Here is a 26,623-nt window from a genome sequence, read left to right on the forward strand (position 1 = left end):
CAAGCAAAGCGCGTAGGCAAGCGTCTGAAAGGTCCCCTGCAAGACAAGCAAAGTGCGTAGGTAAACATCTGAAAGATTCCCTAAAAAACCAATAAACGGCATATTCAATAATGAGAAAAAACAAAGAAAACTAACTAAAGCACATAAACAAATATTTCCATCTTAAAAGCCATCTCACCCGATGGCTTTTTTTACATTAATGAATACACATGGTTTTTAGTGTTGAGATCAGTTATAACTTCCCAAGAGTTTGTGCAAAAAACAAAAATCATGATCCATAAAATTCATCATTTAAAATGCGGCAGTATGTGCCCTGTATGTGCACCTTTATTTGGGCAGAGAGGCTGGAAAGCTGAAATTGTTTGTCATTGTCTTTTGGTAGAAACTGATCGAGGCCTTGTACTGATTGATACCGGATTTGGCCTACAAGATTATCTACACATGCAACAGCGCCTTGGCTCTTTAGTCAAACGGTTGGGGAAAATTGAACCGAATCTTGAGTTCAGTGCTATTCAACAAATTCAGAAACTGGGTTTCCATCCTAAAGATGTGCAGCATATTTTTGTGACTCACCTCGACTTTGACCATGCAGGCGGAATTTCAGACTTCCCCCACGCCACTGTCCATGTGCTAGCCACTGAATACAATGCTGCACAACTGCCTAATTTTAAAGGCAAGCTTCGTTATAGAACTAATCAATATAAACAACATCGGTACTGGAACTTTGTTGAGTATCAACAAGGTGAAAAATGGTTTAACCTTGAAAAAGTAAAAGGTTTACCCCTATTTCAAGATGAAATTTTAATGGTGCCATTATTGGGCCATTCTGCCGGACATTGTGGTATTGCGATAAAGCAACAAAATCAATGGTTATTATTTTGTGGAGATGCTTACTACTCACACCTAGAGCTAAATCCAGCAAATAAATTAAGATCTCTTACCCTTCTAGAAAAGACATTTGCTGAAGACAATGAAAAGCGTCTTATTAACCTAAAAAAATTACAGCATCTGGCTCAACATGAGCCAACGATTGAAATCATTTGTGCACATGACCCCCATGAGCTTCGGCGGTACCAAACATGAAATTTTTTTCACTTATTGCATTTGCGGTCTGTTTAAGCCTTCAAGGATGTATGCAACACGAAAGTATTGCCCATGAGCACAGACCTCACGATTGGGGAACCTTAGTTTCTCAAACTCATAATTTTTATCAAATTAGCAATGATGTTTTCCGGAGTGAACAGCCCGATGCAGCCATGATTCCCGAATTAAAACACTATCAAATTGGGACTGTTATTAACTTAAGAGCCAAAGCATCAGATGATTTAGTCTTTAAAAATGAAAACTTTAATCTTGTCCATATTCCGATTAATACATGGGCAATTGATCGACAAGATTTATTAGAAGTTATGCAGCAAATCCAGCTTGCCAAGCAAAATAATCAACGTGTTTTACTACATTGCTATCATGGTTCAGACCGTACAGGGGCGAGCGTCGCCATGTATCGAATTATTTTTGAAAACTGGGCAATTGATGATGCAGTGAAAGAAATGAAACAAGGGGGTTATGGTTATCATATTATTTGGAAGAATATTGACCGTTTATTTACCCCTGAAAATGTAAAATGGATTCAACAGCAACTGTCGAATCCATCTTAATTAGATTTCAGAATAAAATTAATCTGACTTACGCTGATCTAAAGGCACCCAGTCAATCACCCAAGCTGACTTCATATTTAAACTGGCGTCAGAAGTAATTTTCTTACGTGTAGTATCTGCCGTATCTCTATCTTTTGCAGGACCAACCATAATACGGATACCTTTACTGGTTGGACTCGTCGTGACCTTATAGCCTTTTGCACGTAATTTAGAGACTACAGCATCTGCATTTGCTTGGTTAGCAGCCAATGCAACCTGTACCATCCATTTTTTATCACCATTTTCAAGCAACTCACGTGCTTTCTCTGCTTCAGCTTTTTTCTCGGCCTCTGCCTTACGTTTCGCTTCAGCTGCTTTCTTATCTGCTTCTGCTTGACGTTTAGCTTCAGCAGCCTTTTTGTCCGCTTCTGCTTGGCGCTTCGCCTCTGCTGCCTTTTTATCCGCTTCTGCCTGACGTTTTGCCTCAGCTGCTTTCTTATCTGCTTCTGCTTGGCGTTTAGCCTCTGCTGCTTTCTTGTCTGCTTCTGCCTGACGTTTTGCCTCAGCCGCTTTCTTATCCGCTTCAGCTAAGCGTTTCGCTTCAGCAGCTTTTTTATCTGCATCCGCTTTAGCCGGATCTACTGACTTTTTTGTATCAGTTTGCTGCCCTTTTGCCTTATTCTCACTACCCGCGACTTCAGGAGGAATATTATCGGAACTTTCTTGTGCAGCAGCTCGGCGAGCATTAATCGCGGCATATTCAGCAGCAGCTTTACGAGCCGCATCCGCTTCTGCCTGTTGTTGCATTGCCAAGAATTCGGCAGCACGAGCCTCTTGTTCTGCTACAGCTTTTTCACGAGAACGGCGCTGTTCTTCAAGAAGACGTTTTTCTGTTTCAACATCAACTGCAAGTGGCTGTAGCTGTACCATCTGTCCTTCTTGTGCTGATTGCTTTGGTTTAGCTTGTAATTTCGGTGATGTTGAAGTTTGGGGTTGAACATCTACCTGTTTTATTTCTTCATTTCCTTTTAGAAGTAATGCTGCCAATAAAACACCACCACCTAATAAAACAACGCCACCCATCCAGCGTTGTTTGTTATTCATTGACATTCTTCCAAATACTCCCAAATCGCTTCTAAAGTATGAAACGAACCACAGGCTAAAATCAGCTGATTGTTATTTGTTTGCTCAAGCGCTGATTTAAAAGCCTCTTTGATATTGCCAAATTGTTGTATTGTCTGGCCTTGCAGGGCGTCATTCAATTGCTGAATCGGTGCAGCACGCGGCACATTCAACTCAGCAATTTTCCAATGTAAAACAGTAGGTTTCAACAAATCGACTACTGATTTTATATCTTTATCTGCCAGCATTGAAAATACTGCGACAACTTCTGTGTACTGTTTATTGTATTCTAAGAAATTTCGCAATTGCTTTAACAAAAATTCAACACCATGAGGATTGTGTCCGGCATCAAAAATAATGGTTTTTCCATTAACTTGACGCACTTCGAAGCGTCCAGCCAAGCGGGCATTTGTAATGCCCTCCTCTAGCGCTAGTTGCGAGATTTCAAGTCCGCTATTTAATACGGCCGCAACTGCTCCTGCAATATTCTCGATTGCAAGTGTACCAAGCGGCAACCTTAAAGTGGTGCCTTCACTTGCAAAATACCAATGTTTTCCATCATCAGCGAGTTTATAAAAATAATCCCTATTAATCGCGTATAGCGTGGCTTGTGAGCTATTTGCCTTATCTTGAATCGCTTGAGGCAAAGATTGCTCACCTGCAAAAATGACAGGAATATGAGGTCGGATAATACCTGCTTTTTCAAAAGCAATTTTTTCGATGGTATCGCCTAACCAATCTGTATGGTCGAGGCCAATATTGGTAATCACGGCGATATTAGGGTCAATTACGTTGACAACATCAAGACGCCCACCTAAACCGACTTCAAGAACCCATACATCGCATTGTTGCTGTTTAAAAATAACAAAAGCAGCCAAAGTGGTTGCTTCAAAAAAAGATAGGCTTAAATCACACTCGCGACGAGCCTGATCAACTTGTACAAAAGCATCAATCAGGCTTTGGTCATCAACTTCAACTCCACCTAATTTGACTCGCTCGTTAAAACGATAGATATGCGGTGATTGATACAACCCAACTTTGTAACCTTGTGCTTTTAATATAGACGCAAGCGTTGTTGTGGTTGAACCTTTCCCGTTTGTTCCAGCAACGGTAAAAACTTTAGCGTTGGGTTTAGTCACGCCTAATTTTTCTGCTACGGGAATAACACGTTCCAGACCAAGATCGATCCCTGTAACGTGAACATGGCTCCAATAATTGAGCCATGTATCTAAAGAGTCTGTTGAAAGTGGAGCTTGTTGTTTCAAGGTAAGTTCATCAATTTTGATACAAGACGAGATACAGTATCACGTAAAGCATGACGATGAACAATCTGATCGACCACACCATGATCAAGCAGATATTCTGCACGTTGGAACGGTTCTTCTAGTGTTTCACGTACAGTTTGTTCAATCACACGTTTACCGGCAAAGCCAATCATTGCTTTAGGTTCTGCAATATGGATATCACCCAACATTGCTAAAGAAGCTGTTACACCGCCATATACCGGATGTGTTAACACCACGATATAAGGTAAGCCTGCATCTTTTAATTTTTGGATTGCAGCAGAAGTACGCGCCATTTGCATAAGTGACAACATACCTTCTTGCATACGTGCACCACCAGAAGCTGCAAAGCAGATTAATGGCTGACGTTTTTCAATTGCAAGTTCAGCTGCCTTAACAAAACGGTCACCTACTACAGTACCCATTGAGCCGCCCATAAAGTCGAACTCAAAAGCACATGCAATCATATCTACGCCATTTAAGTTACCTTGCATGGCAATTAAAGCTTCCGTTTCACCAGTTTTAGTTTGCGCTTCACGCATACGATCTGGATACGGTTTGCTATCAACAAACTTTAATGGGTCTTTCGCGCTAAACTCTTGACCTAATTCAGCCACAACATTGTCGAAGAACCAGTTTAAGCGATCGCGAGCTTTCATTCGTAAGTGTTCGTCACACTGTGGACATACATACGCATTAAAAGATATTGCTGTACGTGTCACTAAAGCATGACATTCAGGGCACTCAATAGTTGGCTCAGTAAATGTTGCTTTGAGAGTCTGTTGCTCATCTGCAACTTCAATACCTGGAACTGGACGCTGTGTCCATGGCGTCGAAGGGCTAAGAACTTTCCCTGATTTCACTTCTTGATTCATACTAACTCATCGAGCGCTGCTCGAAGCTCCTTGACTTTATTCACCGTCTGTTCAACAGCTTCATCAGCTGCCAACGTTGCAAAAGATTTAACGAAAGCACTACCTACAATCACGGCATCTGCAACACTACCCATCGCTTTCGCTGAAGCAGCATCACTAATTCCGAAACCAACGCCAACTGGAACGTTAGTCATACCTTTGATTTTTTCAATACGTGCAGCCGCTTCAGAAGTATCCAAAGTCGCTGCACCTGTTACACCTTTGAGTGAAACATAGTAGATAAACCCGCTTGCCTGATTCGCTACGTGTTGAATACGTTGATCAGTTGAAGTTGGTGCAAGTAAGAAAATCTGATCCATATCATGTTGTTTCAAGATTGCACCAAATTCTTTTGACTCTTCCGGTGGTAAGTCCACAAGTAATAAGCCATCTACACCACATTGTTTCGCATAAGAAACAAACTTCTCGTAACCAATCACTTCAACAGGATTAAGATAACCCATTAAAACTACAGGTGTTTCCTGATCCTGCTCACGAAACTCTTTTACCATGTTCAGCGCATCTAAGGTGTTCGTCCCAGCCGCAAGTGCGCGTTCAGCAGCAAGTGCAATTACCGGACCATCAGCCATCGGGTCTGAAAATGGTAAACCAAGCTCAATGACGTCTACTCCTGCCGCAACCATTTTATGAAGTAACGGCACCGTTACTTGTGGCTGTGGATCACCCGCCATGACATAAGATACAAGCGCTTTACGTTGTTGGGACTGCAGCTTTTCAAAACGGGTGGCAAGACGTGACATAGGGTTGTGCTTTCCTTGAATTATTTAAAATTGAGGAGTTGTTTGTAGAAATACAAGAACACCGCATTTTAACGCTATTTTTTGTTCATTGAACAGGTCTAACGTTATGGCGATATTCGATTGTATGATTCATACAACCCATGGCGTACATTTATCAATATTTTGAAACTTTTCTCAATGATCAAAGCTTCCTATTTTTGGGCCATTATTGATTTACAAATTGAGCAAAAAAGCATCCAAAATTCTATTTCGTTGCATTTTTCTGGATGAGCTGTAATTGCTTTTTTCGAGTTAATAATGTTTGCCCTGTTAAATTTTTATATGCTCTTGCCAGTGCAGACTGATCCGAATAACCCAACTGGTCGGCAATTGCAGTCAGACTTTCATTTTGGCTTAACAATATCTCGCAGCGTTTCATACGCTCAGCATCTAAAATTAATTTAAATGAAGTGTTTAATGCCTGTAATTGGCGCTGCAAGCTTCTTACGGAAACATTCAGTTCGATGGCAATATCTTCTATTTTGGGTGCTTGCTGCTTATGCTTAAAGTATTCCTGTACGATCCAATGTATTTGCTGAACTAAATCGGCATGTATTTTCCGCTGAACTAAAGCTTCTTCGGCTTGTTTCACCAAAAGTTGCACTAAAGTTGGGTCTGCATGTTGAGGGCGAACATTTAAACTTTCACTTGCAAAAGTTAATGCATAGTAAGGCCGTTCAAATGACAATTTGCACTGAAAGAAACGTTGATAGTGAACCACTGCCCCACGCGCTCGGTGTACGAACTCTACATGCTGTAAAAGAAACTCATGTACAGGGGCAATCTGTTTAGCAAGCTGTACCATTGCGGCCAAAGTCAGCTCACTCAGTAGAATATTACTGTCATCGACCAAAGGCCAATATAGGCGAATTTTGGAGGCATCCTGTTCAATTTGTATAGGGACAACCTGTGCACCATCAATGACCAAACGATGAAACTTTGCAATATACTCTACCACTTGACCTAAGGTATCACTTCTGGACGCCATATAACCCAAGACCCCAAAGTTGGCAGGGGTAATACAGGCTGCCATCTCTAAAGCCAAATTAGTCACATGTAATCGCGTTTCAGTTATCTCTAAAAGTTCAATAAAAAGGTCTAAAGAAGATTGAGCATCTATAGAAGCAGATAAAATATTTTGGACTTGACGTGTTTGAATTTCACTTAAATTAAGTGTCTGCCAATCTATTCCTTTTTCTTTTAAATACGTATTCCAAAGGTAGAAGTAACCATTTGAGATAGTAAATTCTTGCATGGCGCGTCCTTTTTACTGCCATTTTGTCGCAAACTGTATAAAAATTGGCGATAACTGTCAAAACAAAGCCGATCACTCGCGACATACTAATGAAAAGGTTATAGTTGCGAGAAATAAAAGATGAACGCACATGTTTCTTATCAGGTCGAACCAGTAGTTCGTAAAGATCTCGATTTTCATTTAAACGAAGCACCTCGCTTTTGGTTTAACAATGATCCTTTTTTAACTCGTATGTTTGATGCACTCAGCTTAACCTTTCCAGATGGAGAGCGTTACTTCATTGAATGTGTGCGTATGTTCCGCGATAAAATTGATGACCCTGAACTACAAAAACGAGTTGCGGATTTTATTAAACAAGAAGCTCAACACGGTATTGCACATGACAAAATGAATCAGCTCATGAAAGAGCAAGGCATGCCTGTTGACCAGTTCACAACCACCCTTAAAAAGATTTTCCGCTTTGAACTAACAAAACGTTCACCACAATATAATATTGCCATGACCGCTGCCGCTGAACATTTAACAGCGTTAATGGCAGAAACCTTTTATAGCCATAAAAAAACTTTAGAAAGCGCTCATCCTTATGTTCGAGCTTTGTTTGCATGGCATGCGATTGAAGAGATGGAACACCGCGATGTAGCTTTTGATGTGATGAGACAGGTGGGAGAAGTTCCAGAGTCAACACGTCGCTTTGTGCTTGTTTTAACAACCGTACTCATGTTCGGTTTTACGCTTTATCGTACCAATATCATGTTGAAATGTGATGGCTTTAGTCCAAGAGAAAGACTCTTGATGAACCTTAAAGGTTTACCTTGGTTCTTTGGCAAAAATGGCACATTAACAGCTATGAAAAAACAATATATGGATTGGTTTAAAAAAGATTTTCATCCAAGCCAGCATCCTGTTATTCGTCAGTATCCCGTTTGGATTGAAACTTTGGAAAAAACAAATGACCCTATTGCAGCGGGTGAAGCATTTTGGCAAGCAGGTTTATAACCTGCTTGTTACCATTTTGCATAATGTTGCTCTAGTAAACCGTATTGTTCTTTGCAATAGATTATATCGGTTGTCTCATGCTCAATCGTGCCGCTAATTTTAGCTTGCCATTGATTGAACTGACTGCCAATCATTCTTAAGTTTATATTTTCATATCGGCACCAACCAATATGCACTTGTAGATTAAGTTTTTGATCTAGTGAGCTAATTTGCCAAAGTTCATCATTTACTTTTTCAAATAAAACGTCTGTTAGCGGAAATAAAACTCCGTTAATCCATAGGCAGTTTTCATTACCAAAACTTTCATTAACACCCGAGGCCAGATTTAACCCAATACGACGCCCCTGTTCATCCCAGAAGTTACATGAGAGCCAGAACCAAGCTGTTTCAGGACGTAAAAATCCGCAAGTATCATCAAGTGAAGCAAATGTCTTTTCATCAAATTGTACAACTTGATTTTGCTTATTAATGAACATTCCCTCTACAGCCAAAGTGGTCTGCTTTTGGGTATAGGTCCAACCATTGATACCTGTTGGGGTACACAAGCTTAAAATATCTGTTCCGGCGCAGAAAATACGGGCGCTCAGACAAATTTCCCCATATTTAGTTACCCGAATGTATCGCACACCATTGGCATGCTGAATATCAAACTGATAAGGCGATTTAGAAAAATAACTTTGATTAAACAAAGGCTGTTCATCAAGATACGTCTTGTGACCTAACGGCTGAATAGCATTCCACTCAATGACTTGCCCTGTTTCATGGTCATAGATATAGAAAAAACCGTGTCCGACCCAGCCAATATCTGCAATTGCCAGACCAATACTATAATGTTTATGTTGAATGCCACAAAATTTAAATTTCTTATATTTTAATTGTTTGCGCCAGCCTTTTAGGACTTTGCCATAAGGAGTTTTATAAATATAACGTTGGACATGAATGGTGAACGGTACAGATTCAAAACGCCCATAACGAGGCTGTCCATTTTCTTGAATTAAATCCATTTACCCACTTCCATATGAATATTAGATTTCAAATGACCTATCCCACAGTCAAATATGTATTTTCCCAAATTGTTGCAGCAAAATCGCCTTTTATTAAATGAATATAACGGCCTGCCACGCAATCTATCGCTAAACAGTCATCAATATCAATGACCCGGTCTGTATGTGCTTTTTGCCACTGCCGATCTATAAATTGTTTACCTAATTGTTTGGCAACTACCACATTCGGTGCCACCACAAACTCATAACGATGAAGTTCACCGAATTCACGTGCATTATATCCACCTAGATTAATTAAATATAACTTTAAATCATCTGGTTGTGGAGCAGCATCTGTAAAATGAATTTGATAGTTCTGTCCTTGAGAACTAACTCCTGAGAGCTTAGCCCAAGCATCAATATGTAATCCTTGAGCCTCACCAAACCAAGCTTGTTTAAGTTGAGGATAAACTTCTTCCAAAGTATCTCCTACAGCCATGACCACATCATGAACTTCTGTATTAGCACGTGCATGACGCCCGCCCAACATCACCATAAACAAGCTTGGCATTGTATCCTCTTACATCTCGACCATTTCTACGCCATCAATGCGTGCAACTGTCATTAAGTCTTTATCGCCACGGCCTGAAACAGTCGCAATAATAATCTGATCTTTAGACATCGTCGGTGCAAGCTTAGAGACATACGCCATCGCGTGCGAGCTTTCAAGCGCAGGAATAATCCCTTCGATTTTGGTTAAGTCACGGAAACCTTGAAGAGCCTCTGTATCATTAATCGGCACGTACTCTACACGCTTCATATCTTTCAAGAAGCTATGTTCAGGACCAACACCCGGATAATCAAGGCCCGCCGAGATACTGTGTGTCTCAATAATCTGGCCCTGTTCATCACTCATTAAATAAGTACGGTTACCATGTAATACACCCACATGACCCGCATTTAAAGGCGCAGAGTGTTTACCAGTCTCAATACCAAAACCAGCGGCTTCAACACCATACATTTTTACACTGGCATCGTTTAAGAACGGATAGAACAAGCCCATTGCATTTGAACCGCCACCAACACAGGCAACTAATGCATCTGGTAAGCGACCCGCTTGCTCCAAAATCTGTTTGCGTGCTTCACGACCAATAATCGACTGGAAGTCACGAACAAGTTGAGGATAAGGATGCGGGCCTGCAACTGTACCAATTACATAATACGTTGTATCAACGTTGGTTACCCAGTCACGCATTGCTTCGTTCATGGCATCTTTTAACGTTTTAGAGCCACTTTGCACAGGTACAACTGTTGCACCCAACAAACGCATACGGTAAACGTTCATCGCTTGACGCTTAACGTCTTCAGCACCCATATAAACAACACATTCAAGACCTAAACGTGCTGCAATTGTTGCTGTTGCTACCCCATGCTGGCCTGCACCAGTTTCGGCAATAATACGTTTTTTACCAGAAAGCTTTGCAAGTAGTGCCTGACCAATCGTGTTGTTTACCTTGTGTGAGCCTGTATGGTTCAAGTCTTCACGTTTAAGGTAAATTTGCGCACCACCTAACTCTTTTGACCATCGCTCAGCATAATAAAGTGGACTAGGACGACCTACATAGTAGGCGAGGTCACGGTCGAATTCTGCCAAAAACTGTTCATCATTTTTCATGCGGGAATAGAGATTTTCCAAATCTTCTAATGCCGCCATTAAAGTTTCTGACACAAAACGTCCGCCATGGATACCGAAATGCCCATTTGCATCTGGGAATTGGGTATAGTCAATCACATTATTTTGCTGATCCACGTTGGACTCCTTGCATAAATCGTTCAATGAGTTGTTGGTCTTTTATACCTTTTGCGGACTCTACGCCTCCGCTCACATCTACTGCAAAAGCACCGGTAGTATGAATAGCGTCAATGACATTGTCAGGGGTTAAACCACCTGCCAAGATTAATGGAATATCAAGTTTCGGGAATTTAGACCAGTCAAACTGATGTCCTGTGCCCCCTTTAAGCTCAGGATGCCATGCATCGAGCAATACAGCACTGGCACCAGCTGCCTGATATTTTTGAATTTCAGCAATTACATCCAGATCAGGTTTAACCTGAATCGCTTTATACCAGCGACGTTTACAATGACGCGCTATTTCCTGACATTGTTCTGGAGTTTCATCGCCATGTAGTTGTAATACATCTAGGGGAACACAATCAAGTATATCCTGAATTTCAGTAACACTCGCGTTTACAAACAAACCCACCATTTGTACATAAGGCGGAACGAGTTTTGCTAATTCTTCTGCCTGTTCAACTGTTACATTTCTTGGACTCGGAGGAAAAAAAACAAAGCCTATCGCATCTGCTCCCGCTGCAACTACTGCCTGAACATCTTGCTTGCGAGTAATTCCACAGATTTTTGCTCGTGTACGTTTTTGGTTTGATTGGCTCATGAGCTGCTTAAACTACAACCATTTCTTAAAATAAGCGCCATTGTAATGCAATTTTTGCCCCTTGCGTAAAAGTTCTCAGGGAATTGCTTTAAATGACATTGTACGAAGTAATTCGGCACTTTATACTGCGTTCAAATGGAAGCAAGTGTAAGCAATTCATGCTTTAGGGAAGCTGGTGAAAGTCCGGCACTGCCCCCGCAACGGTAACAATGTAAAGCATATTTTTTAAGTCAAAATCGACTTACACCACTGCAGTAGTGTGGGAAGGTGAATATGTCCATAAATGAATTATGGCGCTGAAGTCCGGAGACCTACTTGTTTCATCTATCTACCCGATCATTCACGTGGGGTGAATGTATGGAGCATGTTATGTCTAAATCTTTTCAACCTACTCGTCTGGTAGGGGCTATCGCTATTGCGATGGGGTGTTCACCTGTTATTTTTGCTGAAGATGCAACAAATGCAACTCAGCTTGACCCAATTGTTATCACTGCTTCAAAAAGTGCTGAAAAAGCCAGTGAAGTTCCAGCGCGTATCTCAGTGATTGATGAAAAAACAATAGAACAGAATCCAATTGCAGATTTGCCCTCGCTATTAAGAAAAGAAGCTGGCTTAACTATTCATCAAACAGGTGGTTATGGCCAAACAGCCTCCGTATTTATCCGAGGAGCTAGTGCTGGACACACTCTATTTTTACAAGACGGTATGCGTTCAAATACTGCGACTGTAGCTGGTCAAAATATTCACTTATTTGATACAACAGATATTAAACAAATTGAAATATTACGAGGCCCTGCTTCAGTTCAGTATGGTACTGATGCTATTGGCGGTGTAATTCAATTAATTTCAAAAACTCCTACACAAAATAAAATCTTTACGACGATCGAAGCTGGTGAAAAGAATACTTATAAATCTATTTTAGGTATAGATTTAGCCCAAGATGGTTATTACGCTCAAATTCGTGGTCAACGTTTTGAAACAGATGGTGATCAAATCATTAGCAATGACGATCGCAAAGCTGGATTTGATCAAAAAGGGTATTCAGCTAAAGTTGGTGTTGATAAAGAGCAATATGCTTTATCAGCTGAAATCAAAGAAAATAAAGGTACTGGTGACTTTTTTTCTTATGGCGCAGCGCAAGCGTATGATTTTACTAACCGCTTATATAATGTTAACGCTCGCCTTAATTTAACTAACAATATTATTTGGAATACTCGTCTTTCTCAATTTGAAGATCAATATAATTTAATAAAAGCAGCGTATCCTTCAATTGTAAATACCAAGCAACAAGAGGTAGATTCAAATATTAAATGGCAATTTACACCAAGCCAAAATATTTTATTTGGTGTAGAGCATAATAAAACAACTGCAGAGAAAGTAGTTGCTTATAATGGTGACACAGGATTCGATAATTCTAATAAGACGACTGGCTATTATTTACAACATCAATATCAACATGATGGCATTAATACCCAAGCAGGCATTCGTGTAGAAGATAATGACCAATTTGGTACACATACAGTTGGACAACTTGCTGGTCGTTTCCTTGTTACACCAACAACTAGCGTATATGCAAATATTGGTACAGCTTTCCGTGCACCAGTTGTAGGTCAAATTATTACAGAGCCAGCTTGGTGGGGAGGTAATCCAGATTTAAAACCAGAAGAAAGCGTGTCATATGAACTTGGATTTGATCAAAAACTAAACCACGGCTTCAATGTATATGGTTCAGTTTATCAAACTAAAGTTGATAACTTGATGGTATCTTCTGCTGCAACAAATTTCGTATTTTATAATATTGATAAAGCAACCTTAACTGGTGCTGAATTAGGTTTAAAGTGGTCACTAGATAATTGGTTTATCAATGCGGAATATGCTTATATTCAACCTAAAAATGATGAAACTGATCAAGATGCGCCAAATCGCCCACGTCAAAACTTCAATATGAATATTGGATGGGATAATGGTGTATATGGCTTCAACACTGCTTTCGTTGCAAAAGGCAAAGCAAAAGATATACAAGATGTTCCAGGCTACACTACTCTTGATTTTAACGCTTATTGGCAAATGAGCCCAAATGTTAAAATCTTTACTAATATTCAAAACCTATATGATACAGACTATAAGACTGCATGGAATAAAGAGGTTGGTTCATACTATATTGCCAGCGGCCGCCTTGCATCAGCTGGTGTGACCTTAAGCTACTAAGCAAAAACTTTATTATAAAAATATTTTCTTAACTCCAGTTTCGGGGTAATGTTCTGACCGACATTATCCCCTTTTTTATGTTCAGGATATCTATCATGGGACACCGTTTAAGCAAAATCTATACACGCACAGGCGATTCAGGTACCACAGGTTTAGGCGATGGCTCTCGTGTTGCTAAAGATGATCTAAGAATTGCGGCACTTGGTGATGTTGATGAACTAAACGCCATTATTGGGGTACTTCGTGCTCAAATCACAGATAGCCAAGTGGCTAATAAAGCTGATTGGGACAAAAGCTTGAGTCTGATTCAACACTGGCTTTTTGACTTAGGCGGCGAAGTTTGTATTCCAAATTACAATTTGCTTCAGCCCGTTTGTATTGAATTTCTTGAAAAAGAAATTGACCGTATGAATGAAGATTTGCCTATGCTAAAAGAATTTATTCTGCCATTTGGTTCTTTATCTTGCAGTTATGCCCATCAAGCCCGTGCCGTTTGTCGTCGTGCAGAGCGATCGCTCATGTCAGTACAAACTCGCGATCAAAATATTCAAGCCACTGCCCTTCAACTTTTAAATCGTCTATCTGACTGGTTATTTGTCGCATCGCGTGCTTTACAGCGTGCTGAAGGTGGACAAGAAGTCCTTTGGCAAAAAAATATTAATGAGATGATTTAAAAATAGATTAAGTTAAGAAAGATCTCTACGTTTAAAGAGATCATTATCAAAAAGAACGGACAATAGAAATCTATGCGCATTATTGGTCATCGTGGTGCACGCCGAGAAGCTCCTGAAAATACATTAGGTGGTTTTCAGCACATTAAAAATTTAGGTATTCGTGGTGTCGAATTTGATATTCGTCAGCTGCAAGATCAAGAGTTGGTCGTCATTCATGATGATAATTTTTTGCGCACGGCAGGTGTCGACCAGATTGTAGAGCAATCAACATTGGCTCAAGCATTATCATTTGATCATCGTCAAAATTGGCCTAACTGGCCAACCTCTGAACCAACCCCTACGCTTACAGATGTTTTAAATTTACTTGATAACTTTGATCATATTGAAGTTGAAGTTAAAGCTGTAAGAGATATGGCATTAGCAGAAAAGTTAGTTCAAAAGCTTGAGACTGAGTTACAAGGTTTCGAGAAAGTCGTGACCATCACAAGTTTTGATCTTCAAATTCTAACCGCTTTACGTGATATCAACTCTCAATTTAAACGCGGATTGTTAGTTGAACTTCCGGTTGGAGCAACGGCGATTGAACTTGCTCATCAATATGGGTGCTGTCATATTGGCTGGCATGATCAACTTGCAACAGATGAAATGATTCAATTGTCTCATCAAGCTGGTTTGAACATTAGTGTCTGGACAGTGAACGATGTAGAAAGAGCAAAGAGACTACAGGATTTAGATATTCAGGGCTTAATTACAGATATTCCAACCACAATGCTTGAAGCTCTTTAAATATAAAAAAGGTGGTACTGACCACCTTTTATTTTTTCTCGGCCTGAATCAAACGCTGACCGCTTTGATCAAGTAGATATAAGGTATTACCTACCAACTGGAAGCGTTTAATACGTTGTAAAGAATCGACCAATTCTGCTTCTTGAGCCAACGCGCCATCACAACTCGAATGACCTGCGTTAACTTCCATATCAAGTTTCTTTTGGCTGAAATCAAAAGTATATCGTCCAAAAACACGATTACATCCTGTATGACCAGTTACTGTTTTGACTGTAGAGTTCAATGAAAGAGTCGGCCACTGGTTAAAGAATTTTGCCTTATGACCATTTATCTGGGTAATTTGCCAATCTATATCTTGAACACCATCTGGACTCACTTTCTTTTTCACAACTGGTGTTTGTACACGATGTGTTGGTTTTACTTGGCCTTTGTGATTATTTGGTTGCGGCGTGCTTTGACATGCTGCCAATACAAGGCTGATTGCGATGAAAAGACATTTCAATGGCAATTTCCTTGCAATATCAATGCTATTCTTTTTTCTCAATCGCTGTATTTTCATTACACAACTTCTCCTATCTGAAATGTTGTCAGGCATGGTTTAATTCTGTTACGGTTCTTTCAATACATCTGTACAATAATGCTAGTGATTCTCACTAAGCACGTGCTAATATGATGTGCAAAATAGCAATATATCTTGAAGATTGGTTTTGCTATGTCGATTTGTCTTTTTACCTTGTATGACAAGGTTTCTAGGAGCGCTGCCGGATATGACTTCCGCCCCACTCAAGGCCCCAATTAACTGGACCGCTAGCATTACCTTAATTGGTTTACCAATTCTTGCTGCAATCATAATCCCGATTTATGCGTATTATTATGATTTTAGTGTAAGCGCATGGGTAAGCTTATTTTTTCTTTTAGCTTTAAGTAGCATGGGGATTACTGCTGGTTACCATCGTCTTTGGGCACACCGTGCTTATGAAGCGTCGTTACCACTTAAAATTCTTTTAATGATTGGCGGCACATTTGCTGTACAAAACAGTATTCTGTTTTGGGCATCTGGTCACCGTACCCATCACCGTCATGTCGACGATGTAGATGAAGATCCATATTCAATTGAACGTGGCTTTTGGTATGCCCATATGGGTTGGATGATCCGCGATCATTCTCCATCTGAACCAGATTTTAAAAATGCGCCAGACTTACTCAATGACAAACTGGTGATGTTCCAACATAAATACTACGCCTTGATGGTCGTAGCAGTTCACGTTGGTATTTTAGGTTTGGTTGGCTGGGCAACTGGCGATTTATGGGGTGTTGTACTTCTTGGTGGTCTATTACGTTTAATCATTAGTCATCAAGTTACATTCTTCATCAACTCACTTTGCCACATGTTCGGTAAACGTCCTTATACCGATGAAAACTCAGCACGTGATAACTTCTGGTTAGCGATTGCAACTTGGGGCGAGGGTTACCACAACTATCACCATATTTTCCAGTACGATTATCGTAATGGTGTGAAATGGTGGCAATATGATCCAACAAAATGGCTCATTTGGACATGCTCTAAGATCGGTTTAGCAAAGAACCTACGTCGTATTCCAAGCTTTAATATTAAAAAAGCAGAATTGGCAATGAAGTTTAAATATGCTGAACAAGACTTGGCTATTTATGGTCATGATGTAAATGCCGACATTAGTCAAATGAAGCAACGTATTGCTCAAGAGTATGAAGCATTTACACATACTTTAAATGACTGGGCGAAACTCAAAGAACAAGAGTTACAAGCAAAGAAAGCAGCAATGGCTGAAAAGATTCACAAAATGGATCACAAGTTAAAAGTTGATTTCCAATTGCTTGAACATCGTTTGAGTCATCACCGTGAGTGTTTAGAAACTTTAATGCGTAACATTAAAAAGAACACAAACGTCGTACCAGACTAATACGTCTTTATCCCGAAAAAGCACCTGTAGAGCCATACTTTGCAGGTGCTATTTTTTGGCTTGTTTTTAACTATGGTATAGTGAATTTTGCCTCAAATATTTAGTCCAGCCTATGCAATTTAATCCGCTTTATTCATCGCTCAATCCTAAGCTTTTTCATATCCAGCAACCCTCTCCGCTTCGCGGTGCAAAGGCTGGACACTTTAATTTAGCTTTAGCCGAAGAGTTACAATGGACAGATGAAGAAAAACAGGCTTGGGTAGAAATTTGCAGTGGTCAGCGTACCTTCTCGGAATTCCCGCCTTTGGCTATGGTGTATGCAGGCCATCAGTTTGGGCAATGGGCCGGTCAACTAGGCGACGGACGTGGCTTACTCATTGCGCAGATTCTTAATAAAAAAGGCCAAACCATAGATTTACATTTAAAAGGTGCAGGCCCCACGCCCTATTCACGTATGGGAGATGGGCGAGCAGTTTTACGCTCTGTTATTCGTGAATATTTAGCAGGACATGCTTTAAATGCTTTAGGGGTGGCTTCTAGTCACGCAGTAGGTTTTACAAGCTCCACTCAAGGTGTACAGCGTGAAAAGCTAGAACCTGGCGCAATGTTACTTAGAACATCTGAATGTCATATCCGTTTAGGCCATTTTGAATGGATCAATCAATATGCACCTGAGCTATTGGCCGAGTTCACTCAAAAATGTATTGAATGGCACTATCCAGAATGCCAACAAGAAGAGCAACCTATTTTAGCTTTTGCTAAAGCTGTGATTAGAAATACAGCCATTATGATCGCCAAATGGCAGTTGGTCGGTTTTGCTCATGGTGTAATGAATACCGATAACTTAAATATTACGGGTTCTACACTTGATTTTGGTCCATACGGTTTTATGGAACGTTTCCGACCAAATTGGATTAACAACCATTCCGATTACCAAGGGCGTTACACCTATCAAAACCAACCGAGTATTGCGCACTGGAACTTATGGACTTGGTTAAATAATCTCATTCCACTTGCCGAACCTGAGCATAAAGAGCAGTTCAAAGAAGCGCTGGCCGCTTGCCTAGAAGAATTTGAGCCGACTTTTATTGAGCATTACACCACTGGGTTATGTCAAAAAATGGGGCTTCCTCATTTTCATAAAGACAGTACTGAATGCGGCTTAAGCTTTTTGCGTATTCTGCAAGCGGAGCAGCTCGATTACACCCAAAGCTTCATTCGCCTTCAAAATAAAGAATACAAAGCTTTACGTGATGACTGCCTTGATATTCGACAATTTGATGCATTCCTTACGCAGTATCAAAACATCCGTGAATATCAAGATATTGATGAGCTTGATGCAAACATGCAGCAGGTAAATCCAATTTATATCTTACGTAACCATATGGCACAGCGAGCTATTGAGGCAGCGGAGCGAGATGATTTTAGTGAGGTTGACCGCTTATTTAAGCTACTCAACCATCCCTATACAAGACAACCAGATTTGGAAAAACCGGAAGATTTAGGTCCGTTACCAAGCGATGTACCTGATGTAGCGGTGAGCTGTTCTTCTTAATTTTTTATCCACATTTTCTGTGGATAACATTGTGGTTATCCACAGCATAACTTTTCTAAGCAATTATTCTTCTGGATATTCGAAGCGGTAACCTACTCCATAAACAGCTTGAATCCACTCATGACGGTTACCAGTTTCGGCCACTTCCGTGATTTTTCGACGCAAGTTTTTAATATGGCTATCAATAACTCGGTCGGCAACATCAAAGCTATCCGGATTAATATGATCTAATAATTGTGCACGTGAATAAACTTGCCCCACATGTTCTAAAAATAACTCAAGTAGGCGAAATTCTGTTGGCGTTAAACTTAAAGATTTTTGTTGATACCAAATTCTTTGCTGTGCTTTATCAATACGGAAAGAATCATTTTGCTCTGGCTCCGCCTTACGTTCTAAACGGCGTAAAACGGCCTGCACACGAGCAACCAGTTCTTTTGGACTAAAAGGTTTGCACACATAATCATCTGCCCCCATGTTTAGACCCAAGACACGATCAATTTCTTCGGTACGTGCCGTCACCATAATAATCGGTAAATCAGACTGTTCACGTACCTTACGGCAAATCGTTAAACCATCCATTCTTGGAACCATTAAGTCCAGAATCATTAAATTAGGTTTACGTTGTTGAAAGCTCGTGTAAGCATCCTGACCATCATGAAACATGCTTACTTCGAATCCAGCAGCCTCAAGATAATCACGCACCAGATGCGCTAACTCGACTTCATCCTCAACCAACATAATATGTTTCATGGGCCATTTTTCCTTTTATTTAACTCTGCTTTTTAAAGGTCAGTACACAACGTAAACCACCTAATGGTGAGTGTTCAAAACTGAGTGTACCACCAAGCGCCTGCGCAATTTTACAAGATAAAGCTAAGCCTAATCCTGTTCCACCTGTACTACGCGTACGCGAATCATCGACACGATAAAAACGTTCACCTAAACGTGATAATTGCTCATCACTTAAACCAAATGGACTGTCATCAACATATAAAGTCCACTCCTGAGGCGTTTGATTTGTATGAATATGAATCTTTCCACCTGTTTCGGTATAGCGAATACTATTACCAATCAAGTTAACAATAATTTGTTTAAATCGATCACGGTCTAACAATAAAGAAGCGCCTTCACCTTCCACCTCAATTTCTAACCCTGCTTGTTCGAGTTTAGGTCTGAAATTTTCGACTTCTTGCAGTATAACTTCCCAAGGATTAACCGAACTCAAATAACATTTAAGTTGTTGAGCATCAGCCTGAGCCAAGTCTGCCAAATCTTGAGTCAATTTCTTTAAACTCGAAACTTGTCGCATCATGGCATCAAGATGTTCAGGTGTTGCCTTTCGAATACCATCTTGCATCGCTTCAATCTGCGCTTGCAGAACAGCCAATGGAGTTTTCAATTCATGAGAGGTATCTGCAACCCATTGACGTCGTGATTCTTCATGCTGATGTAAAATTTCAGCTAAATGATTTAATTGAGTAGATAAATCACCTAACTCATCATTTCGTTTAATCACAACTTGGTGTTGATAATTACCTTTTGTTAACTCATTTGTTGCATTTAATAGACGCTGAATTGGCTTTTTAAAATAAGTTGCCATTAAAAGTGCTGCAACTAAACTCGACAATAATGTTAAAGCATAAATTAAAAGTAAATAGCGCTTTTGATTACTGAAGAAATTAATACTTAATGCATCTTCTTTATCTAAAACTGGTTTTAGACCTAAATAACCTACGACCCGACTATTAACCATAATCGGGCGATAAGACATCTGATCCGAAGACGGCGGTTCACCCACTACGAACTGGTGTTTGGCATCATATAAAGATAAACGAGAACTTAAGCCCAGCCGGTCTGGTAAAGCAATAAAACGCTTCTTACCATTTTGCGTCTCAATGTCTTTGAGGCTTCCTTTTTTTGATTTGTTTTTATCATCGCTTGGACGAAACTGGTTTGCACTTAGCGGGAATCTTAAACCTTCAAACGGTTGATATTCCGAAGGTAAGTTTTGCTCAAGCGTACGTAGTTCTTCATCACTAAAAATAGAGTTCTTATTTACCGTTCCCGCATCTGGAGAAATATTAATGAGAGTGTGTTCATCGAAAGAATGCTGCTGAATGGCAATATCATATTGGCGGCGTAACCACCACTGGGAAAGACGGTCATAATCATCTGGTGCTGCCGTTCCTTCAATTTGTAAGATTTGCGCCTGAATCGCATTCCCCCAATCATGATAAACGGTATATACATTTCCCAGATTAGTAATAAGCCGATCTAGCTTTTGCATTTCAACATCGGCTACATATTTGGCAAAGTTCTTTTGCATCGTCCAGTGCAGTACACTCAAACTCGCAGTTGCAATTAACAGCGTGGTAAGCAAAACCGTTAAAAATAACCGCAAGGCTATGGGAACACGTAGAACGTTCAAAAGCACTCTCTCATTTTTACTCTATATTTTGCATTGTAACCAACAACGAAAAGAAAAACTCTCCATTGTTTCTTCATCTTTATTATCTAATCTTTAAGTCATCTTAAAACAAACATTAAAGGGTTTTAACCATGAAAATGACGGCTAAAATTGCATTATTCAGTGCAGCAATTGTAACTATGGGTAGTTTGGCTGCTTGTCAATCAACAACTCAACCACCTAAGCCAGAACATGGCATGATGCAAGATGGCCCACGTGATGGTCACCACCATCGTATGAAACACCGTGAATTTACGCCTGAACAAAAAGCAGCATGGGAACAACACCGTGCAGAGCGTAAAGCTCGTTTTGAGCAAATTCAAAAAGCATGTGAAGGTAAAGCTGTTGGACAAACTGTCAATGTTCAAGTTGGAGATAAAACACTTGAAGGTACATGTAACCTCCGCTTTGAGCCAAAACGTCCTCAACCACCAGTCAATGCACCTGCTCCAGTAGCATCTCAAGCAAAATAATTCTAAAAATAATAAAACAAAAGGCGCCAGAAGGCGCCTTTTGTTTATACATAACTATTTACGATTTTGACTATTTGTCTCATCTAAACTTCATCAAAAGTGTTTACACTCAAAGCACTTACATAGTTCAAGTATTTTTTTCTTGACTTTGCAGTCACAAAGTAAAGGCCCCGAGGTGCTTGTACAGTTATGCAAGTTGTTGCACGATGTAATAGTTCAAGGTGCCTTATGGCACATTATCGTAGATTAGGATTATAACTCTGGTTTCACCAGTATTGAGGAACCCGATATGCCACAATACAAAGCGCCCTTACGTGATATGCAATTCGTTTTGCATGAATTATTAAATGCTGAAGAACACTATGCAAAATTACCTGACTTTCAAGGTAACGTAAGCCGTGAATTGGTTGATCAATATTTAGAAGCTGCGGCAGACTTCTGTGAAAATGAACTTTCTCCTTTAAACCAAGTTGGCGACCGTGAAGGTTGTACTTGGAATGATGGTGTTGTAACTACACCAACAGGCTTTAAAGAAGCTTATCAAAAATACATCGAACTTGGTTTCCCGTCTTTATCAGCAGAAGAACAATACGGTGGTCAAGGTTTACCTAACTCTTTAGGTATCGCAATTTCAGAAATGGTAGGTAGCTCTAACTGGGCATGGGGTATGTACCCTGGTTTGTCTCACGGTGCAGTACGTACATTAGAACATCACGGTTCTGAAGAGCAAAAAAATACTTACTTACCAAACCTTGTTTCAGGTGTTTGGACAGGTACGATGTGTTTAACTGAATCTCATGCAGGTTCAGACTTAGGTATTATCCGTACTAAAGCAGAACCAAATGCAGATGGTAGCTATGCAATCTCTGGCGAGAAAATCTTTATCTCTGCTGGTGAACACGACATGGCTGAAAACATTATCCATATCGTTCTTGCTCGTCTACCAGGCGCACCAAAAGGAACTAAAGGGATTTCGTTATTCATCGTTCCTAAGTTCAATGTCAATGCAGACGGAACTCTAGGCGAACGTAATGCCGTACGTTGTGGTTCAATCGAACACAAAATGGGTATTCACGGTAACGCGACTTGTGTCATTAACTTTGACCAAGCAAAAGGTTATTTAATTGGCCCTGAAAACCGTGGTTTGAACTGTATGTTCACCTTCATGAACACAGCACGTATTGGTACTGCGGTTCAAGGTTTATCTGCATCTGAGTCTTCTTTCCAAGGTGCTTTAACTTACGCGAAAGAACGTTTAGCTATGCGTTCACTTTCTGGTCCTAAAGCTCCAGAAAAAGAAGCAGATCCAATTATCGTTCACCCTGCCGTTCGTAACATGCTTTTAACTCAAAAAGCATTTGCTGAAGGTGGTCGTGCACTTGTTTACTTACTTGCTCAATATGCAGATATCGTTGAAAAAGGCGAAACTGAAGAAGAGCGTAAGTTTGCTGACAACATCTTGTCTTTATTGACTCCAATTGCAAAAGCATTCTTAACTGAAACAGGTTCTGAATCTGCTAAGCACGGTGTTCAAGTGTTCGGTGGTCATGGCTTCATTTCTGAGCATGGCATGGAGCAAATCGTACGTGATACACGTATTGCTTGTTTGTATGAAGGTACAACTGAAATTCAGGCACTTGATTTGTTAGGCCGTAAAGTTTTACAAACTCAAGGTGCAATGCTTCGTGATTTCACTAAGATTGTTCACAAGTTTGTAGAAGCAAATAAAGACAATGCTGCCATGAAAGAATTTGTTGAGCCACTTGCTGCGCTGAACAAAGAATGGGGCGACCTCACTATGCAAATCGGTATGCGTGCAATGCAAAATCCGGATGAAGTGGGTGCAGCGGCTGTAGATTACCTCTACTTCTCTGGTTACGTTACTTTAGCTTATCTATGGGCTCGTATGGCGCTTGTAGCACAAGAGAAATTAGCTGCGGGTACAACCGATGTTGATTTCTACAATGCGAAAGTAACTACTGCTCGCTTCTACTTCAAGAAAATTTTACCGCGTGTACGCTCTCATGTAGACGTTATCGCAGGTGGTTTAGACCCATTGATGGCATTAGATGCTGAACATTTCGCTTTCTAATCATAGTTAGTTGCGATATGCAATGTTAAAAACCAAAAAAGGACTGCTCAGTTTTGACGGTCCTTTTTTTATAAAATCAATGATAAATTTAGATTTTAAATTCAATATCCATTTCGTTTTACAGGATATCTAGCACAGGCCGATGTGCACAAAAAAGGTGAACGATTATGCCAATTTACAATGCTCCTTTAGCTGATATGAAATTCATCTTAAATGATGTATTTAAAGCAGAACAATTTTGGCAGGCTAATGAGAAACTCGCTCATGTAGATGCTGCAACAGCTGAAGCAATTTTAGAAGAAATGGCTAAATTTGCTCAGAACGTGACTCATCCATTAAACCGTACTGGTGATGAAGAAGGCGCTCGCTACGAAAACGGCGAAGTCTTTACTCCTGCTGGCTTTAAAGATGCATTTCGTCAATATGCAGAAGGTGGTTGGATTGGCTTAGGTGCAGATGAAGAATGGGGCGGTCAAGGCATGCCAAAAATGCTTACCGTTCTTGCCGATGAAATGTTATTCGCGACAAATCCATCTTTCATGCTCTACCCACTTCTTTCAGTAGGTGCAGGTATGGCTTTAAGTAGCTACGCATCTCAAGAGCAAAAAGAAACGTATTTACCTAAGATTTATTCAGGTGAATGGTCAGGTACCATGTGTTTGACTGAACCGCATGCTGGTACTGACTTAGGTATTATCAAAACTAAAGCCGAGCGCAATGAAGATGGTACTTATAATATTACAGGTACTAAAATCTTCATCACTGGCGGTGACAACGATTTAGCAGAAAACATCATTCACTTGGTACTTGCTAAAACTCCAGATGCTCCTGCTGGTTCACGTGGTATCTCGTTATTTATTGTCCCGAAATACCTTGTAAATGAAGACGGTTCTTTAGGTGACCGTAACCATGTTGGTCCAGGCTCTATTGAACATAAGATGGGGATCAAAGCGTCTGCAACTTGTGTGATGAACTTTGACGGTGCGAAAGGTTACCTCGTTGGTAAAGAAAACGAAGGCCTTGCTGCCATGTTCGTTATGATGAACTACGAACGTTTATCAATGGGTATTCAAGGTTTAGGTGCTTCTGAATTTGCTTATCAAAATGCTGCTCAATACGCGACTGACCGTTTACAAGGTCGTAGTGCAACTGGTGTTCAGTCACCAAGCAAACCTGCTGACAGCATTTTAGTCCACGGCGATGTACGTCGTATGTTGTTAAACGTACGTGCAAACAACGAAGCTTCTCGTGCCTTTGCAGTTTATGTAGGTCAGCAGCTCGATATCACTAAATTCTCAACTGATGCAGAAGCCGTGAAAAAAGCCAATGACCGTGTTGCGCTTTTAACTCCAATTGCAAAAGCTTACCTCACAGATACAGCATTCCAAGCAACTTTAGATGCTCAAATGGTATTTGGTGGTCACGGTTATATTCGTGAATGGGGTATGGAACAATGTATCCGTGATCTTCGTATTGCTCAAATCTACGAAGGAACTAACGGCGTTCAATCTCAAGATTTAATTGGTCGTAAAACCATTAAATGTGGCGGTGCATTCATTGCTGAATACATCACTGAAATTCGTGACTTTGCAAATGACTTAGACACTGATTTGAACTTCATTAAAGATGCAACTTTAGATGCTGCAACTGAAATCGAAGCAATCACTCAGTTTATTATTGAGCAAGCTGCAGAGAACGTAGAGTTCCCAAACTCTGCTGCTGTTGATTACTTACATGCAGTGGGTCTACTCAGCTTCTCTTATATGTTTGCAAAAATTGCTGCCGCTGCTAAAGACAAGTCTGGTGATTTCTACCAAAACAAACTTGCATTGGCTCAATACTTTGTTGAACGTATCTTGCCAGATATTGATGCACGTATTGCTAAAATCAAAGCTGGTTCAGACTTAATTATGGGCTTTAGTGAAGATTACTTTACAAACCAAGCGTAATTAAATTTTTTATAAAAACGCCTGAATAATCAGGCGTTTTTTATTTCTAATCATAAAAAGTAGAATAACTTTTAAGTTTTTAATTTCTCAACCAAGAAGTCAGCAGTAATATTGACACTGGGTAAAAGCCCTCGTCTTGTTAGCATCAATAAACTTGTCGTTACGCTACCAGCAGACCATTCTGGCAAAACATGAATTAAGCTACCCTCAGATAGTTCATTCATACAAAAAGTTTCAGGTAAAAGCGTAATCCCCAATCCCCTTTTTGCAGCCCCCTTTAAAATCTCCGACTCATTTGCTACAAAGCGGATGTTTGGACGTACTATCTCTTTCTGACCATTTATATTTTGAAAATGCCATGGATTCATTTGCAATTCAGGCCATATACCTTCGTGTTTGAGTAAATCTTCTGGTGTATGTATAGGAGACGATTTCATTAAGTAGGCAGGCGCTGCAACAGCGATGATTTTATCATTTTTAAGTACACGTTGAATTAACCCAGAATCCGGCAAGGGTTGAAAATGACTACGGATCACGATATCAAAGTTTTCACTCATGACATCAACGTAACGATCAGTTACCTCTACTTGCAATAACAACTTAGGATAACGTTCTGCAAGTTCAGGCAAACAATCAGATAAAAGATACTGGGCAATGGGTACAGAAGCACTGAGCCTGACTACACCACTTGGCTCTTGTTGTTGTATTAATAAATTTTCTTCTGCATAACGAAACTCATCTACTGCATTTTTGGCATGTTGATAAAACAGTTTACCTGCTTCGCTTAAGACAAAACTACGTGAACTACGATGAATTAAGGTTAAGCCTAGCTTTTTTTCTAATATTGCAACACGCTTACTGATTGTTGATTTAGGTAAATTAAGCCGTTTAGCTGCTGCGGAAAATCCCTGATGCTCTACAGCAACAACAAAGAGATAAACATCATTCAAGTTTTGTCTAAGTAGCATTCTTCAATGTCCATATATGTAGACAATAAGTCTCATAATACCTGACTACTAGAAACTTTTCTGGCGAC

At 40.1% G+C, this 26,623-nt stretch carries 24 protein-coding genes and 1 riboswitch; of the genes, 11 read left to right on the plus strand and 13 right to left on the minus strand.

Translation table 11 applies throughout. From position 1 onward, the window contains the following. Positions 1–270 precede the first annotated feature (270 nt). Both GO593_RS03325 and GO593_RS03330 read left to right on the plus strand, forming a co-directional pair. A complete protein-coding gene (locus GO593_RS03325) occupies positions 271–1,083 on the plus strand; it encodes an MBL fold metallo-hydrolase (RefSeq protein ID WP_176579867.1) in 813 nt (270 codons plus the stop codon). Next, positions 1,080–1,658, plus strand: a complete 579-nt coding sequence (locus tag GO593_RS03330) for a dual specificity protein phosphatase family protein (protein WP_000668086.1) — start codon at positions 1,080–1,082, stop codon at positions 1,656–1,658. The genes GO593_RS03325 and GO593_RS03330 overlap by 4 nt, the downstream gene beginning before the upstream one ends. Positions 1,659–1,676: 18 nt before the next feature. Here the strand turns inward: GO593_RS03330 and GO593_RS03335 are convergent, their stop codons facing one another. The 5 genes from GO593_RS03335 to GO593_RS03355 form a co-directional block, all read right to left on the minus strand. After that, on the minus strand, positions 1,677–2,747 hold the full coding sequence (locus GO593_RS03335; protein WP_002010595.1) for an SPOR domain-containing protein: 1,071 nt from the start codon (positions 2,745–2,747) through the stop codon (positions 1,677–1,679). Continuing rightward, positions 2,738–4,024, minus strand: coding sequence for a bifunctional tetrahydrofolate synthase/dihydrofolate synthase (gene folC / locus GO593_RS03340; protein ID WP_000813098.1), 1,287 nt, complete (start codon positions 4,022–4,024; stop codon positions 2,738–2,740). Before folC ends, GO593_RS03335 begins: the two co-directional genes overlap by 10 nt. Then, a complete protein-coding gene (gene accD, locus GO593_RS03345) occupies positions 4,021–4,917 on the minus strand; it encodes an acetyl-CoA carboxylase, carboxyltransferase subunit beta (RefSeq protein ID WP_001071168.1) in 897 nt (298 codons plus the stop codon). Before accD ends, folC begins: the two co-directional genes overlap by 4 nt. Beyond that, positions 4,914–5,717, minus strand: a complete 804-nt coding sequence (gene trpA / locus GO593_RS03350) for a tryptophan synthase subunit alpha (protein WP_000088559.1) — start codon at positions 5,715–5,717, stop codon at positions 4,914–4,916. The genes accD and trpA overlap by 4 nt, the downstream gene beginning before the upstream one ends. A 244-nt stretch (positions 5,718–5,961) precedes the next feature. Further along, positions 5,962–7,011, minus strand: coding sequence for an AraC family transcriptional regulator (locus GO593_RS03355; RefSeq protein WP_001155165.1), 1,050 nt, complete (start codon positions 7,009–7,011; stop codon positions 5,962–5,964). A 120-nt stretch (positions 7,012–7,131) separates the two neighbouring features. Between GO593_RS03355 and GO593_RS03360 the strand changes: the two genes are divergently transcribed. Beyond that, positions 7,132–8,007, plus strand: coding sequence for a metal-dependent hydrolase (locus GO593_RS03360; protein WP_000991233.1), 876 nt, complete (start codon positions 7,132–7,134; stop codon positions 8,005–8,007). 8 nt (positions 8,008–8,015) lie between these two features. Here the strand turns inward: GO593_RS03360 and GO593_RS03365 are convergent, their stop codons facing one another. The 4 genes from GO593_RS03365 to GO593_RS03380 are packed head-to-tail and all read right to left on the minus strand — an operon-like array spanning position 8,016 to position 11,443. Continuing rightward, the gene (locus GO593_RS03365) at positions 8,016–9,011 is read right to left on the minus strand and encodes a DUF2804 domain-containing protein (protein WP_000364273.1); all 996 of its coding nucleotides are present in this window, start codon (positions 9,009–9,011) and stop codon (positions 8,016–8,018) included. Positions 9,012–9,048: 37 nt separating this feature from the next. Next, positions 9,049–9,561: a DUF1543 domain-containing protein gene (locus GO593_RS03370; RefSeq protein ID WP_001139541.1), complete on the minus strand. Its 513-nt coding sequence runs from the start codon at positions 9,559–9,561 to the stop codon at positions 9,049–9,051. A gap of 9 nt (positions 9,562–9,570) precedes the next feature. Continuing rightward, the gene (gene trpB / locus GO593_RS03375; protein WP_000372737.1) at positions 9,571–10,800 is read right to left on the minus strand and encodes a tryptophan synthase subunit beta; all 1,230 of its coding nucleotides are present in this window, start codon (positions 10,798–10,800) and stop codon (positions 9,571–9,573) included. Then, positions 10,784–11,443, minus strand: a complete 660-nt coding sequence (locus GO593_RS03380; protein ID WP_000083551.1) for a phosphoribosylanthranilate isomerase — start codon at positions 11,441–11,443, stop codon at positions 10,784–10,786. The genes trpB and GO593_RS03380 overlap by 17 nt, the downstream gene beginning before the upstream one ends. A gap of 126 nt (positions 11,444–11,569) precedes the next feature. Further along, positions 11,570–11,776, plus strand: a riboswitch (cobalamin riboswitch). A gap of 24 nt (positions 11,777–11,800) precedes the next feature. Between GO593_RS03380 and GO593_RS03385 the strand changes: the two genes are divergently transcribed. The 3 genes from GO593_RS03385 (at position 11,801) to GO593_RS03395 (ending at position 15,111) form a co-directional block, all read left to right on the plus strand. Beyond that, positions 11,801–13,651 (plus strand): TonB-dependent receptor plug domain-containing protein, encoded by a 1,851-nt coding sequence (locus GO593_RS03385; RefSeq protein WP_001984799.1) that lies wholly within the window; start codon positions 11,801–11,803, stop codon positions 13,649–13,651. Between the two features lie 95 nt (positions 13,652–13,746). Beyond that, positions 13,747–14,325, plus strand: coding sequence for a cob(I)yrinic acid a,c-diamide adenosyltransferase (locus tag GO593_RS03390; protein ID WP_000509978.1), 579 nt, complete (start codon positions 13,747–13,749; stop codon positions 14,323–14,325). 72 nt (positions 14,326–14,397) lie between these two features. After that, complete coding sequence (locus GO593_RS03395) at positions 14,398–15,111, plus strand: glycerophosphodiester phosphodiesterase (RefSeq protein ID WP_001220108.1); 714 nt, start codon at positions 14,398–14,400, stop codon at positions 15,109–15,111. Positions 15,112–15,139: 28 nt separating this feature from the next. Here GO593_RS03395 and GO593_RS03400 read toward each other — a convergent pair whose 3' ends face one another. Further along, on the minus strand, positions 15,140–15,670 hold the full coding sequence (locus tag GO593_RS03400) for an META domain-containing protein (protein WP_000701693.1): 531 nt from the start codon (positions 15,668–15,670) through the stop codon (positions 15,140–15,142). A gap of 208 nt (positions 15,671–15,878) precedes the next feature. On the opposite strand from GO593_RS03400, the gene GO593_RS03405 reads away from it, so the two are divergent. After that, positions 15,879–17,051, plus strand: coding sequence for an acyl-CoA desaturase (locus GO593_RS03405; RefSeq protein ID WP_000199593.1), 1,173 nt, complete (start codon positions 15,879–15,881; stop codon positions 17,049–17,051). 112 nt (positions 17,052–17,163) lie between these two features. Next, the gene (locus tag GO593_RS03410) at positions 17,164–18,606 is read left to right on the plus strand and encodes a protein adenylyltransferase SelO (protein WP_001160211.1); all 1,443 of its coding nucleotides are present in this window, start codon (positions 17,164–17,166) and stop codon (positions 18,604–18,606) included. 63 nt (positions 18,607–18,669) lie between these two features. Here the strand turns inward: GO593_RS03410 and GO593_RS03415 are convergent, their stop codons facing one another. Both GO593_RS03415 and baeS read right to left on the minus strand, forming a co-directional pair. Continuing rightward, positions 18,670–19,356, minus strand: coding sequence for a response regulator (locus tag GO593_RS03415; RefSeq protein ID WP_000680577.1), 687 nt, complete (start codon positions 19,354–19,356; stop codon positions 18,670–18,672). Positions 19,357–19,375: 19 nt separating this feature from the next. Further along, positions 19,376–21,034: a sensor histidine kinase efflux regulator BaeS gene (gene baeS / locus GO593_RS03420; RefSeq protein ID WP_001984796.1), complete on the minus strand. Its 1,659-nt coding sequence runs from the start codon at positions 21,032–21,034 to the stop codon at positions 19,376–19,378. A 131-nt stretch (positions 21,035–21,165) separates the two neighbouring features. Here baeS and GO593_RS03425 point away from each other — a divergent pair, with 131 nt between their 5' ends. The 3 genes from GO593_RS03425 (at position 21,166) to GO593_RS03435 (ending at position 25,587) form a co-directional block, all read left to right on the plus strand. Next, complete coding sequence (locus tag GO593_RS03425) at positions 21,166–21,546, plus strand: hypothetical protein (protein ID WP_000784267.1); 381 nt, start codon at positions 21,166–21,168, stop codon at positions 21,544–21,546. Between the two features lie 289 nt (positions 21,547–21,835). After that, positions 21,836–23,638, plus strand: coding sequence for an acyl-CoA dehydrogenase C-terminal domain-containing protein (locus GO593_RS03430; protein ID WP_001136744.1), 1,803 nt, complete (start codon positions 21,836–21,838; stop codon positions 23,636–23,638). Between the two features lie 167 nt (positions 23,639–23,805). Further along, positions 23,806–25,587 carry an acyl-CoA dehydrogenase C-terminal domain-containing protein gene (locus tag GO593_RS03435; RefSeq protein ID WP_001123426.1) on the plus strand — a complete coding sequence of 594 codons (1,782 nt, stop codon included), beginning with the start codon at positions 23,806–23,808 and terminating at the stop codon, positions 25,585–25,587. A 71-nt stretch (positions 25,588–25,658) separates the two neighbouring features. On the opposite strand, the gene GO593_RS03440 is transcribed toward GO593_RS03435, so the two are convergent. Continuing rightward, a complete protein-coding gene (locus GO593_RS03440; protein ID WP_085916936.1) occupies positions 25,659–26,537 on the minus strand; it encodes a LysR substrate-binding domain-containing protein in 879 nt (292 codons plus the stop codon). Positions 26,538–26,623: the final 86 nt, after the last annotated feature.

It is taken from the genome of Acinetobacter baumannii (assembly GCF_009759685.1).
Lineage (GTDB): Bacteria > Pseudomonadota > Gammaproteobacteria > Pseudomonadales > Moraxellaceae > Acinetobacter > Acinetobacter baumannii.

Coding starts and splice junctions, on each gene's coding strand:
- GO593_RS03410 (WP_001160211.1), top strand. CDS start 17,164: ATGCAATTTAATCCGCTTTATTCATCGCTCAATCCTAAGCTTTTTCAT.
- GO593_RS03400 (WP_000701693.1), bottom strand. CDS start 15,670: ATGAAAATACAGCGATTGAGAAAAAAGAATAGCATTGATATTGCAAGG.
- GO593_RS03325 (WP_176579867.1), top strand. CDS start 271: ATGATCCATAAAATTCATCATTTAAAATGCGGCAGTATGTGCCCTGTA.
- GO593_RS03335 (WP_002010595.1), bottom strand. CDS start 2,747: ATGTCAATGAATAACAAACAACGCTGGATGGGTGGCGTTGTTTTATTA.
- GO593_RS03395 (WP_001220108.1), top strand. CDS start 14,398: ATGCGCATTATTGGTCATCGTGGTGCACGCCGAGAAGCTCCTGAAAAT.
- GO593_RS03435 (WP_001123426.1), top strand. CDS start 23,806: ATGCCAATTTACAATGCTCCTTTAGCTGATATGAAATTCATCTTAAAT.
- GO593_RS03405 (WP_000199593.1), top strand. CDS start 15,879: ATGACTTCCGCCCCACTCAAGGCCCCAATTAACTGGACCGCTAGCATT.
- GO593_RS03425 (WP_000784267.1), top strand. CDS start 21,166: ATGAAAATGACGGCTAAAATTGCATTATTCAGTGCAGCAATTGTAACT.
- GO593_RS03330 (WP_000668086.1), top strand. CDS start 1,080: ATGAAATTTTTTTCACTTATTGCATTTGCGGTCTGTTTAAGCCTTCAA.
- GO593_RS03355 (WP_001155165.1), bottom strand. CDS start 7,011: ATGCAAGAATTTACTATCTCAAATGGTTACTTCTACCTTTGGAATACG.
- GO593_RS03365 (WP_000364273.1), bottom strand. CDS start 9,011: ATGGATTTAATTCAAGAAAATGGACAGCCTCGTTATGGGCGTTTTGAA.
- GO593_RS03385 (WP_001984799.1), top strand. CDS start 11,801: ATGGAGCATGTTATGTCTAAATCTTTTCAACCTACTCGTCTGGTAGGG.
- trpA (WP_000088559.1), bottom strand. CDS start 5,717: ATGTCACGTCTTGCCACCCGTTTTGAAAAGCTGCAGTCCCAACAACGT.
- GO593_RS03430 (WP_001136744.1), top strand. CDS start 21,836: ATGCCACAATACAAAGCGCCCTTACGTGATATGCAATTCGTTTTGCAT.
- GO593_RS03415 (WP_000680577.1), bottom strand. CDS start 19,356: ATGAAACATATTATGTTGGTTGAGGATGAAGTCGAGTTAGCGCATCTG.
- GO593_RS03380 (WP_000083551.1), bottom strand. CDS start 11,443: ATGAGCCAATCAAACCAAAAACGTACACGAGCAAAAATCTGTGGAATT.
- accD (WP_001071168.1), bottom strand. CDS start 4,917: ATGAATCAAGAAGTGAAATCAGGGAAAGTTCTTAGCCCTTCGACGCCA.
- GO593_RS03390 (WP_000509978.1), top strand. CDS start 13,747: ATGGGACACCGTTTAAGCAAAATCTATACACGCACAGGCGATTCAGGT.
- GO593_RS03370 (WP_001139541.1), bottom strand. CDS start 9,561: ATGCCAAGCTTGTTTATGGTGATGTTGGGCGGGCGTCATGCACGTGCT.
- GO593_RS03360 (WP_000991233.1), top strand. CDS start 7,132: ATGAACGCACATGTTTCTTATCAGGTCGAACCAGTAGTTCGTAAAGAT.